The sequence below is a fragment of the Flavihumibacter sp. CACIAM 22H1 genome (assembly GCF_001601815.1).
Lineage (GTDB): Bacteria > Bacteroidota > Bacteroidia > Chitinophagales > Chitinophagaceae > Flavihumibacter.
Genome location: NZ_LUKG01000061.1, coordinates 16390 through 29224 on the forward strand (window position 1 = coordinate 16390; position 12835 = coordinate 29224).

Annotated in this window: 13 protein-coding genes; 6 read left to right on the plus strand and 7 right to left on the minus strand. The window is 45.7% G+C overall.

Features of this window, described 5'->3' with window-relative positions:
* A partial coding sequence (locus A1D16_RS15285; protein ID WP_290711041.1) for a PLP-dependent transferase occupies positions 1–469 on the plus strand: 469 nt, incomplete at its 5' end.
* Between the two features lie 9 nt (positions 470–478).
* The gene (locus A1D16_RS15290; protein ID WP_290711043.1) at positions 479–928 is read left to right on the plus strand and encodes a GNAT family N-acetyltransferase; all 450 of its coding nucleotides are present in this window, start codon (positions 479–481) and stop codon (positions 926–928) included.
* Between the two features lie 28 nt (positions 929–956).
* Here A1D16_RS15290 and fabD read toward each other — a convergent pair whose 3' ends face one another.
* The 3 genes from fabD to A1D16_RS15305 are packed head-to-tail and all read right to left on the minus strand — an operon-like array spanning position 957 to position 2930.
* Positions 957–1847, minus strand: coding sequence for an ACP S-malonyltransferase (gene fabD / locus A1D16_RS15295; RefSeq protein WP_290711045.1), 891 nt, complete (start codon positions 1845–1847; stop codon positions 957–959).
* A 36-nt stretch (positions 1848–1883) separates the two neighbouring features.
* Complete coding sequence (gene folE / locus A1D16_RS15300; protein WP_290711047.1) at positions 1884–2480, minus strand: GTP cyclohydrolase I FolE; 597 nt, start codon at positions 2478–2480, stop codon at positions 1884–1886.
* Between the two features lie 33 nt (positions 2481–2513).
* On the minus strand, positions 2514–2930 hold the full coding sequence (locus A1D16_RS15305; protein WP_290711048.1) for a 6-carboxytetrahydropterin synthase: 417 nt from the start codon (positions 2928–2930) through the stop codon (positions 2514–2516).
* A gap of 191 nt (positions 2931–3121) precedes the next feature.
* On the opposite strand from A1D16_RS15305, the gene mqnB reads away from it, so the two are divergent.
* Together mqnB and A1D16_RS15315 are read left to right on the plus strand one after the other, a co-directional pair.
* Positions 3122–3778: a futalosine hydrolase gene (gene mqnB, locus A1D16_RS15310; RefSeq protein ID WP_290711049.1), complete on the plus strand. Its 657-nt coding sequence runs from the start codon at positions 3122–3124 to the stop codon at positions 3776–3778.
* A 48-nt stretch (positions 3779–3826) separates the two neighbouring features.
* Positions 3827–4630, plus strand: a complete 804-nt coding sequence (locus A1D16_RS15315) for a 1,4-dihydroxy-6-naphthoate synthase (protein ID WP_290711050.1) — start codon at positions 3827–3829, stop codon at positions 4628–4630.
* On the opposite strand, the gene A1D16_RS15320 is transcribed toward A1D16_RS15315, so the two are convergent.
* From A1D16_RS15320 to A1D16_RS15335, 4 genes are all read right to left on the minus strand, one after another.
* On the minus strand, positions 4609–5919 hold the full coding sequence (locus tag A1D16_RS15320) for a deoxyribodipyrimidine photo-lyase (protein WP_290711052.1): 1311 nt from the start codon (positions 5917–5919) through the stop codon (positions 4609–4611). The genes A1D16_RS15315 and A1D16_RS15320 overlap by 22 nt on opposite strands.
* A gap of 42 nt (positions 5920–5961) precedes the next feature.
* Positions 5962–6819 (minus strand): aminotransferase class IV, encoded by an 858-nt coding sequence (locus A1D16_RS15325; protein ID WP_290711054.1) that lies wholly within the window; start codon positions 6817–6819, stop codon positions 5962–5964.
* A 292-nt stretch (positions 6820–7111) separates the two neighbouring features.
* The gene (locus tag A1D16_RS15330) at positions 7112–9355 is read right to left on the minus strand and encodes a Tex family protein (RefSeq protein WP_290711056.1); all 2244 of its coding nucleotides are present in this window, start codon (positions 9353–9355) and stop codon (positions 7112–7114) included.
* A 51-nt stretch (positions 9356–9406) separates the two neighbouring features.
* A complete protein-coding gene (locus A1D16_RS15335) occupies positions 9407–10057 on the minus strand; it encodes an alpha/beta hydrolase (protein ID WP_290711058.1) in 651 nt (216 codons plus the stop codon).
* 47 nt (positions 10058–10104) lie between these two features.
* Between A1D16_RS15335 and A1D16_RS15340 the strand changes: the two genes are divergently transcribed.
* A complete protein-coding gene (locus tag A1D16_RS15340) occupies positions 10105–11466 on the plus strand; it encodes a pyridoxal-phosphate dependent enzyme (protein WP_290711059.1) in 1362 nt (453 codons plus the stop codon).
* Between the two features lie 789 nt (positions 11467–12255).
* On the plus strand, positions 12256–12835 hold a 580-nt coding region (locus A1D16_RS15345), incomplete at its 3' end, for a helical backbone metal receptor (RefSeq protein WP_290711061.1).

Below are 12835 nucleotides of genomic sequence, written 5' to 3' on the forward strand. Positions count from 1 at the left end.
ATTATTGGGAGGAAATGCCAATCCATTTGATTGCTATTTACTGATCCAGGGCATGAAAACCCTGGAGCTACGAATGGACCGTCATTGCAGCAATGCGATGGCCGTTGCGGAATTCCTGGAAAAACATCCGGCGGTTGAAAAAGTTATGTATACCGGGTTGGAATCGCATCCGGATCATGCCATCGCAAAAAAACAGATGAAAAATTTTGGCGGCATGCTGAGTTTTGAGGTAAAAGGAGGTATTGCTGCAGGTGTTCGTTTTATTAACCAATTACAGCTCTGTACGCGGGCGGTTTCGCTTGGTACGCTCGACACGCTGGTATCGCATCCCGCTTCCATGTCGCATGTAGGGGTTCCAAAAGCAGAACGCGAATCCTATGGAATAACAGACGGTTTAATTCGCATGAGTGTGGGCATAGAAAATATTGAAGATATCCTGGCTGATCTTGAACAAGCTTTGAACTATTAAATAATGAACATGATACATATCCGGAAAGCACGTAAGGAAGATTGTGCAAGATTACTGGAACTGATACATGAACTGGCGGTGTTTGAGAAAGCGCCGGAACAGGTTACGGTTACACTGGAACATTTTATAGAAAGTGGATTTGGCCAACAACCGGTTTGGTGGGCCTTTGTAGCAGAGGTAGATGGCCTTGTACAGGGGTTTGCCCTCTATTATATCCGGTACAGTACCTGGAAAGGCCAACGTATGTACCTGGAAGACCTTTTAGTAACAGAATCCATGCGGGGCAAAGGCTTGGGTAAACTTCTTTTTGACCAGCTTATTGAAGAAGCAAAAGAAAAAAAACTGACTGGAATTGTATGGCAGGTATTGGAATGGAATGAACCGGCCATTGCCTTTTACAAAAAATACCAGGCCGATTTTGATGCTGAATGGATCAACTGTTCTATACCGGTCGGGTAGCCCAACCGGTGAAAGAAGGGCATGGCTATCAGCTATGCCCTTCTACAGTAACGGTTTTATCAATTTTTGCAATAAGCCCTTGTAATACTTTACCCGGGCCTACTTCAGTAAACCGGGATGCACCATCACCGATCATGGACTGAACGCTTTGCGTCCAGCGTACTGCGCCGGTTAACTGTTGTATCAGGTTCTGTTTGATTTCATCGCGGTCTATTACAGCTTTTGCCACTACATTCTGGTACACGGGGCAAATGGGAGACTGGAACTTCATGCCCTCGATCGCCTCTTTTAATTCCTGTTTGGCTGGCTCCATCAGCGGAGAATGAAAAGCTCCGCCGACAGGTAATACCAGTGCCCGTTTTGCACCGGCAGCTTTTAGTTGTTCACAAGCCAATTCGATTCCTTTTACACTACCGCTTATAACTAACTGACCGGGGCAATTATAATTGGCGGGCACTACTGTTTCGCCCGATTCTTCCTGTACACGGGCACAAACTGCTTCCACCACATCATCCGCCAAACCCAGCACCGCTGCCATAGTGGAAGCCTGCAGCTCACAGGCTTTTTGCATGGCCATGGCCCGGATGGAAACCAGTTGAAGAGCATCTTCAAAATTCAATACGCCATTAGCCACCAGGGCAGAGAATTCGCCAAGCGAATGACCTGCCACCATATCCGGCTTGCTGTGTTCAATACCTTTGTAGGCAATTACAGAGTGAAGGAAAACTGCAGGCTGGGTAACCTTGGTTTGCCGAAGGTCTTCTTCTGACCCGGTAAAGAGAATATCTGAAATACGAAAACCTAGTAGCTCGTTGGCCTGTTCAAATAACTTTTTAGCAAAGGCACTGGAGTCATATTGTTCCTTGCCCATTCCCGGAAACTGTGATCCCTGCCCGGGAAATACATACGCGTGCTTCATATTGGCGATTCTGATTATACCGCAAAAGTAATCAGATCAGCTCAGTTTGGAAGAAATCAATTTGGTGAATTCGCTGCGGGTTTCTGACTTCTCAAATTCTCCCCAGAAAGCGGATGTGGTGGTAACAGAGTTCTGCTTCTGTACGCCCCGCATCATCATACAAAGGTGTTTAGCTTCTACCACCACCGCTACCCCAATTGGGTTCAATGATTCTTTTATGGCGTGCAGAATCTGTGATGTCAATCGCTCCTGCACCTGTAAGCGGCGGCTGTAAACGTCTACCACCCGGGCAATTTTGCTTAAGCCGGTAATGTAACCATTCGGTATATACGCAATATGCGCTTTCCCGAAAAAGGGCAACATATGGTGCTCACACATGCTGAATAATTCAATGTCCTTAACGATGATCATTTCGCTGACATCTTCATGAAACTTCGCCGATTCCAGGATAGCTTTTGCATCCAGTTGGTAGCCCTGTGTAAGGTATTGCATGGCTTTTGCCATACGCTCCGGGGTTTTCAGCAACCCCTCCCGATCCGGATCCTCCCCTAAAAGAGTGAGTGAATTCCTGTAATTTTCCATTAAACCGGAAGTGATGTTCTCGTCGTACTGTTCAACTTTGTTGTATGCCATTAATCAACTTTTTTTATTTTGTGCGCTCAACACTTATTTCCCCGGGTATTCTACAAAATTCCTTTCGGTTTCAAACAGCCTGATTCCCAATTCGTGCCTGGGATCGATGTGCGGGCGTAATAATTCATAAATTACTACTGCAATATTTTCAGCTGTAGGATTCTGGTCCTTGAAATAAGGCGTATCGAGGTTTAGGTTACGATGGTCAAATGGCTGCAATACTTCCCGATGAATGATATCGGAAAGCAGCTTCATATCCATGACAAACCCTGTAACCGGGTCTGGCTCGCCGACTACTTTCACCTCCAGTTCATAATTATGGCCATGGTAATGGGGGTAGCTGCACTTGCCAAAAACGGCAAAATTCTGAGCATCGTCCCAATCGGCCCGGAATAACCGATGTGCTGCATTAAAATGTTCCTTCCTGTAAATTGCCACCTTTTTTGTCATATGGATGAGTTTCCAAAACAGCGAATCGGAAGTGTGCCGATTATACTGTTTAAGTAATTAGCCTGGAAAGTTTAACAGAACAGATTCTTATTTGTTCAAATTAGTATAAAAAAACTATCTGTTTGCAGCACAAATCTAGTCATTCGGGCCGATTTACCAGGATTACCGACATTTGCGGCAAATTAATCGGCATGCATTGTTTACTTGTAGCAGCTACTGCGGCGGAAATCAGCCCTTTCACAGAACATCTCGCAAAAACCGAAAAATTAACCCATATTGATTTTGATGTAGATATCCTGATAACCGGGGTGGGGTCGGTTGCAGCCACCTATGCGCTGACCAGGTACCTGCAACATAAACGACCCGAGCTAATTATACAGGCAGGAGTGGCTGGTTGTTTCGATGCGTCCATAGCGCTGGGTACAGTCTTTGCCGTTCAAAAGGACAATTTCGCCGATTTAGGCGTGCAGGAAAAAACCGGGTTCAAGAATTTATCTGAGCTTGGACTAACTGGAGCCAATGAAGCGCCTTTTAAAAAATCATGGCTCATCAACCCGCATACAACCCTTTTAAAGAGAAGCCGGTTAAAAAAAGTAAGCGCCGTTACAGTAAACGAAATCAGTACCTCGCCCAAACGAATCAGGGAATATCAGGAAAAATACCAGCCGGTACTGGAAACAATGGAAGGCGCCGCCCTGCACTATGTGTGTTTGCAGGAAAACATCAGCTTTATGCAAGTGCGAAGTGTATCTAACCAGGTAGGCATCCGCAATAAAAACAAGTGGGATCTGCCTCTGGCTATTGGCCATTTAAACCAGGTATTAGTGCGGCTGCTGGAAGGGCTTTAGCAACTGCCGCAAGGAACTCTATATTATAAAATAAATACGCCCCTTCAAATGACAAGGATTGATTTGGCTTTTTCTCCCTGCCCGAATGACACCTTCATTTTTGATGCCCTGGTGAATCGTAAAATTGATACCGGAACCTACCGGTTTGATCCGGTACTGGAAGACGTTCAAACCCTGAACGAATGGGCCTTGCAAGGTCGTTATCCGCTTACAAAAATAAGTTATGGCGTATGGCCGCAGGTGCAAACGAGGTATCGCCTGCTCGATGCAGGAGGCGCACTTGGTTTTGGAGTTGGCCCCTTATTAATCGCCAGAAAGCCGCTTGAATTAACAGAACTACCAACCCTAAAAATTGCTATTCCAGGAAAAAACACCACCGCTCATTTATTATTTTCCCTGGCTTTTCCCAATGCCCTTCATAAAGAGTTTATCGTATTCCATGAAGTTGAAAATGCTGTTTTATCCGGGAAGGTAGATGCCGGTGTAATCATCCACGAAAACCGTTTTACCTACCAGGAGAAAGGGCTTATCAGCCTCCTGGACCTTGGGAGGTATTGGGAAGAGCAATTGCATTGCCCGATACCATTAGGCGGGATCGTTGTCCGGAAAGATCAGCCGGAAGCACTCGACAACCTGATAAGCAGCCTTATTCAAACCAGTATCCGGCACAGTTGGTCAAATTATCCGGAACTATCCGATTTTGTACGCAGCCATGCACAGGAAATGAGTGAAGAAGTAATGCGGCAGCATATCAGCCTTTATGTAAACGAGTATTCTCTGTCACTTGGTGATGCCGGCCGAAACGCTGTACAGCAACTGGAAACTATTTTTCATCGTATTGCTTCGGCATAGGTTTCCAGGCAACGCTTGCGGGCTTTTTCGTGGTCAACAATTGGTGCAGGATAATTCAACTCATTTAATTCCGGCACCCATTTATGAATGTATTTTCCCTGGCTGTCAAATTTCTTGGTTTGCAGGTAGGGGTTGAAAATTCTGAAATAGGGGGCAGCATCGCAGCCACTGCCCGCCGCCCATTGCCAGCCACCATTATTAGCGGCAAGGTCAAAGTCGAGCAGTTTTTTGGCAAAATAAGCTTCTCCCCACCTCCAGTCGATCAGGAGATGTTTGGTGAGAAATGAGGCCACGATCATTCGTACCCGGTTGTGCATAAAACCTGTTTCATTCAGCTCGCGCATGCCGGCATCTACGATCGGGTAACCGGTCCTGCCTTCGCACCAGGCAGCAAACTCTTCTTCGTTATTTCTCCATTTTATCTGGTCATAAGCGGGTTTAAAGGCCAGTCCTTTTCCAACCCGGGGAAAATGCCAGAGAATCATATGGTAAAAATCGCGCCAGATCAGCTCGTTCAAAAATGTTTCATTCAGGCGGCTGGCCTGGGTGGCTAGTTTCCTTATACTGATGGTGCCAAAACGAAGATGAATACCCAGGCGAGAGGTGCCCCTGATGGCGGGCGTATCCCTGTTCTCTGAATATTTTTTGATCAGTTCCTTATCAGGATCCGCATCCGGAAAATCAACATCACTTGCTTCAAAACCGATTTCCTTTAGGCTTATCAGGGGCTCGGCTTTTCTTTGTAAGAAAGCATCAAAATATTTTTTAGTAGGATAGGATTTCAGGTAAAACGCATTCAGCTTTGCCTTCCATTTCCGGGAATAAGGAGTAAATACCGTGTAGGGAGACCCGTCGTCTTTTACGACTTCTTCTTTTTCAAATATGACCTGGTCTTTAAAACTGTAAAAACGAATTCCTTTGGATTGCAGCCATTCGGCCATAGCAGCATCGCGTTCAATTGCATACGGCTCGTAATCGTGGTTGGTATAGACAGCTTCAATGGAATATTCTTTGGCAAGCTCCTGGAAAATAGTGGCAGGCGTACCATAGCGTAGCTCCAGGCTGCTGCCCAGTTCGGTCAACCTTCCTTGCATCTCTTCCAATGCCCGGTGAATAAACAATACGCGTTTATCGGTTTTATCCTCCAGGTCGTCGAGAATATTTTTATCGAAAATAAAGAGAGGTTGTACCGGCAACCCCGACCGGAGGGCATGGTACAGGGCGGCATTGTCTTCGAGTCTCAAATCGCGCCTAAACCAGCATAGAACTATTTTTCCGGAGGGGGTCATGGTAAACTATTTACCAGCATAACAATAAAAGGCTTCCATGGTTCAGCCCTTGAATGCATTAAACAGGGGGCGTATAGCATCTCTGTATAAAAGGCTGCTGAAGGTGTTGCAATACGTACTGGTAGCTAAACTGCCTACCCAGCGCATTCCATAGCTCGAATTTGTAAGAAATAGCTCGTCTGCTTCTAAAAGATCTAGTTCTGTAAGCGGTTGCTCGTATACATCCACTCCCTTGCTTTTGCAAAATTCCAACAGGTACCGGCGCATTACTCCCAGTACCGGACCTTCGGAAGCGGGCGGGGTAACTAATTTTTCTCCTTTAACGGCAAACAGGTTGGCTATGGTGCAGTCAGCAACACGTCCGGCAGCATTAAGTAAAACAGCATCGTTCCATTTTTCTTTTTTGGCGTTCAGTGCGCCCAGTACATAGGGCAGGTAGTTATTGGTTTTGGTATTGGCCAATACATCCATTGTTTTTTGCGCGGTACGGTGTATTCCCAGCACCAACCCATTTTCATTCCAGAGATGATTGGCTGCAGGCAAGGTCCAGCTTTGAATGATATGATGCGGAAAATGGCTGACAGAATCGTACAAGCCGCCGTTACCCCTGAAAACCATTAACCGAATCCGTGCCAGCTGCGCATGTCCATTGCGGTGAACCAATTGCAGTATCCGGTTCTTCAGGTAATCTGCAGTAAAATAAGAAGGGCATTCGAACTGGAGAAGGGAAATACCAGAAAAGAGACGTTCCATGTGAAAGTCGGCCAGTTGAATCTGCCCATTATTTACTTTCATGGTTTCGAAAAGCCCATCACCATACCGAAGGCTCCTGTTATTGGCACCTACCACCAGTTTATCTTCCCGGTAAAACTGTCCATCTTCGAATAGTACCTGCGACATAGTTTCCTGTTTGACCAGTAAACTTACAACGCATTCAGCGATGGGCCCTGATTTTATTTTTGATTCCAACAGAGATAACGACTGTCAGAATTAAGCAACCCAATAAAACCAAGCAGGCTGGCAATACCGGGTAGAGGGCTCTTTCCAGATTTGCCTGTTCCAATGGAGTAAAGAAATAAACTAACATAGTAAAAGGTTGAAAGGCAAACCTAGGAATTCAATATGAACTAAATTTAAAGAAAAACCACCTTTAGGGCGGGTGTTTTCCCCATCCCCTAAAAGGGGTATAGTTTTATTTAAACCTGTTCTTCAATGCATTGAGCTTAGATTGAAAATCATCTGCTCCCCCTGTATCCTTCTTACCCCTTTCCACCCGATCTGCTTTCTCCGTCTTTTTTTCTCTTTTTTCACCTTTCATAGAAAGGCCGATTCGCTTTCTTGCCAGGTCCACTTCGGTAACAGTAACGATAACTTTTTGTTGCAATTTCACTACTTCAGCAGGATCACTCACATAGGTATCACTAAGCTGCGAAATATGTACCAGTCCGTCCTGTTTTACGCCAATATCCACGAATACGCCGAACTTGGTAATATTTGTAACAATACCTGGTACCACCATGCCCACTTTTACGTCTTCCATGGTTTTGATACTATCTTCAAATCGGAATTCTTCAATGGGTGCACGAGGATCGCGTCCGGGTTTTTCCAGCTCCTTGATAATATCTTCAATAGTGAACTCCCCAACAGATTCTGAAATGTATTTTTTACGGTTGATCTGTTTACGGATAGCAGGCTGCCGGATGAGTTCAGCCACTGTGCAATTAAGATCATTGGCCATAGCTTCCACTACATGGTAGGCTTCCGGGTGAACGGCACTGTTATCGAGCGGATTAACCGCATCCCGAATGCGTAAAAAGCCGGCACATTGTTCAAATGTTTTTGGGCCCATCAAACTAACTTTCTTGACTTCTTCCCTCGATTTAAAGGCCCCGTTTTTAAGCCGATAGTCTACAATATTTTTAGCCAGTGTGGCACTAAGTCCTGAAACATACATCAGCAAATGTTTACTGGCTGTATTTAAATCAACTCCTACATGGTTCACACAACTTTCCACCACCCGATCAAGGCTTTCTTTTAATCTGGGCTGATTTACATCATGCTGGTACTGGCCCACTCCTATGGACTTGGCATCGATCTTTACCAGTTCACTTAACGGATCCAGCAATCTTCTGCCAATACTAACTGCACCCCGAACCGTAACATCCTGATCCGGGAATTCTTCTCTTGCTACTTCCGACGCAGAATAAATGGAAGCGCCGCTTTCATTTACCTGGAACACACTTACGGGTTTACTAAAATCAACCGACCTGGCCAGTGTTTCCGTTTCACGACCAGCCGTTCCATTGCCAATACCGATGGCTTCAATATCGAATTGCTTAACCAGTTGTTGCAATACCTGTACGCTTTTTTGCCAGTCGTTTTGTGGTGGATGGGGATAGATAGTTGTTGTGTGCAGGAGGTTACCCTGTGCATCGAGGCATACAAGCTTGCAACCCGTCCGGTAACCCGGATCGAGCGCCAGTACGCGTTTTGAGCCAAGGGGTGATGCCAATAATAATTGCCGGAGGTTTTCCGCAAATACCTGGATAGCCTCTTCATCCGCTGCTGTTTTTGAACTGAGGCGGAATTCATTTTCAATAGATGGTTTTAATAACCGATCCAGGCTGTCGGCAATAGCGAGTTTTAATTCTTCCGCAGCTGCGGATTTTTTAGTGATAAAAATATCTTCCAGGGTTTGAACAGCAACCGATTTATCAATATTGATATCCATCAGTAAAAAGCCTTCCTTTTCGCCCCGGCGGATAGCCATTATACGGTGTGAGGGGCAGTTGACCAGCTCTTCTGAAAACTCAAAATAGTCGCGGTACTTTTGAGCATCAGCTTCATCTTTTTTGGAACTTAATACCCTTGCTACCAATACGGCTGAAGAAGCAAATTGATTCCTGATAGCTGTGCGTGCCTCCTGGTGTTCTGCAACCCGTTCCGCAATAATATCACGGGCTCCCTGTAAGGCTTCCTTTATATCTTTTACTTCTCCTTTCACAAAAGAGGCGGCAGCTTCCGCAGGCAGTTGTTCGCCCTGTAGCATCAAGATCTCTGCCAGGGGTTCCAATCCTTTTTCGATAGCCTGGGTTGCCCTGGTTTTTCGCTTGGGTTTATACGGCAGGTAAATATCTTCCAACTCGGTTGCATTGATACACTGCTCAATTTTAGCAGCCAATTCGGGGGTTAGTTTACCCAGCCCCTCGATGGTTTTCACCACGGTTTCTTTTCTTTTGGCCAGATCGGTGAAATAAGCAATTTCTTCCACAATGGAGGTAATGACTACTTCATCCAGGTTTCCGGTTGCCTCTTTGCGATAGCGAGCCATAAAGGGTACGGTAGCCCCCTCTGCCTGTAGTTCATATACATTATTAACCTGCTTTCCAGTAAGCGACAATTTCTGGGCAATGACGGGCAAATATCTTGGATCCATATACACTTATTTCGGACCGCAAATATAGCCGGATGTGCCATCCAACAACTACTATTTTTTATCCACAAGGATGGCCGCTAGTGCCTGGTTGATTTCTGCTGCCCGATTCATTACCATCAGGTGCCCGGCGCCTTTTATAAAATGGGTAGGGTTGGTAAAGCGGATGGGTAATAAGCGGTCGCCTGTACCATGAATATGATAGAGTTTGCCGGCCGGTGGAGCTGGCTTCCAGTTTAGGATGGCCCCCATTGCCCAACGCAGGAAAGCGGGATCTGATTCCTGAATAATTTTCCGGAGGAGTTCTTTATCTTCTTTGGTTTCGGTCGTAAACAGGCGTTTAGCCAACGAAGCCTGCTTAAATAAACCGATAGGAATTATTTTATGCAGGCGAAGCGGTGCTGCCCAGCGAAAATAAAATGGCAGTTCATGGGCCGATTGGATACTGGCGATCAGAATTGTTTTTTCCGGATGCCTGAACTTACTGATCTCCGTAGCCAGCATACCACCAAAGGATAAACCAACCAGGCACCAGGGCGCATCCTCCGGGATCTGAGCAGCCAGCCGTTGCGCATAATGAGTTAAGGTTTCTGCTGGTTCAGGAGATAGCCAGTTGATGTACTGAACCTTATACCCATCGGGTAACTGAATATGCCGGAACACCCTTTTATCAGCGCCTAATCCCGGTATAAAGTAGACATTCATAGCTGCCATTCTAAAATTGTACCTTAGCGGCCATCTAACAGCACGCTATGGATATAAAAAATAATATTCTCGAAACAATTGGCAATACACCACTGATCCGCCTGAACAAAATTACAAAAGGCGTTCCAGGAACCATTCTTGCCAAAGTTGATTATTTCAACCCGGGTAATTCCATCAAAGACCGGATGGCCCTTAAGATGGTAGAAGTTGCCGAGCAGGAAGGAAAGCTTAAGCCCGGAGGCACCATCATCGAATGCACCAGTGGTAATACTGGAATGGGACTAGCACTTGCTGCCGTAGTAAAAGGGTATAAATGCATTTTTACGACTACCGATAAACAGAGTAAAGAGAAAATGGATATTCTCAAAGCTGTTGGTGCAGAAGTAATTGTTTGTCCCACCAATGTAGAACCCGATGATCCGCGCTCCTACTATTCTGTTGCACAAAGGCTGGCAAGGGAAATTCCCAATGCCTATCACTTTAACCAATACGATAACCTGGCCAACCGCCTGGCGCATTATGAAACAACCGGGCCCGAAATCTGGCAACAGACAGATGGAAAAGTAACCCACCTGGTATGTACGGCCGGAACCGGCGGAACCATTACCGGAACCGCACAGTACCTGAAGGAAAAAAACCCGGCCATACAGGTTTGGGCAATTGATGTCTATGGTTCATTATTGACCAAATATTTCAGAACCGGCGAAATAGATATGAATGAAGTGCATCCTTATATTTCAGAGGGATTCGGGGAGGATTTTGTTCCACAGAATTATGACATGTCGGTCATAGATCATTTTGAACAGGTTACTGATAAGGACGGCGCTATTATGGCCCGGCGGCTGGCCAAAGAAGAGGGTCTTTTCTGTGGCTACAGTGCTGGTTCCTGTATACAGGGATTACTACAATTAAAAGCCCGCCTTAAGCCGGATGACCTGGTGGTTTGTATTTTTCACGATCACGGAAGCCGGTATGTAGGAAAAATCTATAATGACCAGTGGATGATGGAGCGCGGCTTTATGGAAGTCAAGACCTTTCGTGATATCGTAAGCGGAAGGGGCCCTAAGCAGCGACTCATTACCATTTCACCCGATAATACAGTTACGGAAGCGGTGGAACTGATGCGTAAATACGATATTGAGCAAATTCCGGTATTCGAAGGGGAAAAACCCGTTGGGGCGGTATCTGAAGGTGGCTTGTTTCAGCAACTATTCTCCAATACGGATATCCGCCAGGCAAAAGTGGAGGAATTCATGGAAAATGCTTTTCCGGTGGTAGAATTTACGACCCCTGTTGAAAAGCTTAGTACGCTGATAAACAAAGAGAATGGGGCGGTATTAAGCAAAGATGAATTGGGCGCTTATCATATTGTAACGAAATACGATGTGTTACAGGCCCTAGGGAAATAAACCGGGGAGATTCGTATTTTTACGATACTCAAAAAGGTACATTAACGGTCACATTTATGTGACCGTTACTAGTTTATAAGTAAAAACCGAACTGTTAAAATTAAGCAAATGCGCTCTTGTCCTTTCTTTAGGGAGCCCCTACTTTTGTACCAGAAGTTGATTGATAATTCAATCACCCAATATCCGGGGAAAAACCAACTATATCCAATATCGACTTGAAAAATCTAATTGAAATCCAATATCAGTCAACTTCCATTTTTTCTAAATCCTAACGTAAAAACCAAGAACCGAAATCAGCACCAAATCCTACGAAAAGCGTAAAGCCAACTTGAAGCCAGCGCCAACCAATGTCCAGTAACCATACGTCCAAAACTCTGTGTACTGGTTTCAAGTGTCCAATGTCCGGGTGGAAAACACCAAGTCCTTAAAACCACTATGATTCTTTGGAATCAGATCTTGAAATCCGGTACCCTCCTGCCCTTTAGCTCGTCCAAGCTGTTTGGCAGGAGGCCGATAGTGGTCTTTCAGGCACCTAAGTTGCCCCGTTTTTATCATCCATACACCCTGACCGCTGTTTACAGCGCCTCACTGTACCATCCGCCACCTTATGAAGCTATCGGTCGATAGCCCCTAACCTCTTCCATTTTTTTGTGCCGTCCATGGCCTGTGCTTACCCTGCCTTACCGTAGTTCCGTTTCCCGGCTTTTGCTGTACTGGTTTCAATTGTCATAACAACCTGACAATTGGTACTGCTGCAACAAAAGCTTTCTTATTTTGTGCCCAAAACCAGTGGCTAGATTCATTGACCAGACCGGCACCGTTGTAGAACTACCAACAGTTCCTTCGCGGATCGTATCGCTGGTACCTTCCCAGACAGAATTACTATATACACTCGGGCTGGATAGGGAACTGGTTGGTTTAACCAAATTCTGTGTGCATCCTGAAACCTGGTTTCGCAGCAAAGCAAGAATTGGTGGCACCAAAACAGTGCACCTCGATAAACTTATTGAGCTAGCCCCCGACCTGGTACTTGCTAATAAAGAAGAAAACCTGCAGGCAACGGTAGAAGCTATCCGGGAAAAGGTTCCGGTTTGGACAAGCGATGTAACCAACCTGGGTACGGCGCTGGACATGATCGTAAAAATTGGGGAGTTGGTGGGCAAGGTGCAAAAGGCCCGTGAACTGGTGGATCAGCTGAAGCAGGCATTTTTTACTATTCGGCCAGTTTCCCGGCCACTGCGAACGGCCTACCTGATCTGGAAAAAACCCTATATGTCCGTTGGCGCCGACACCTTTATTTACGATATGCTGATCCGTTGCGGATTTGATCCTATAACCAGGGAACAAACCCGCTACCCGGCAATAGAAC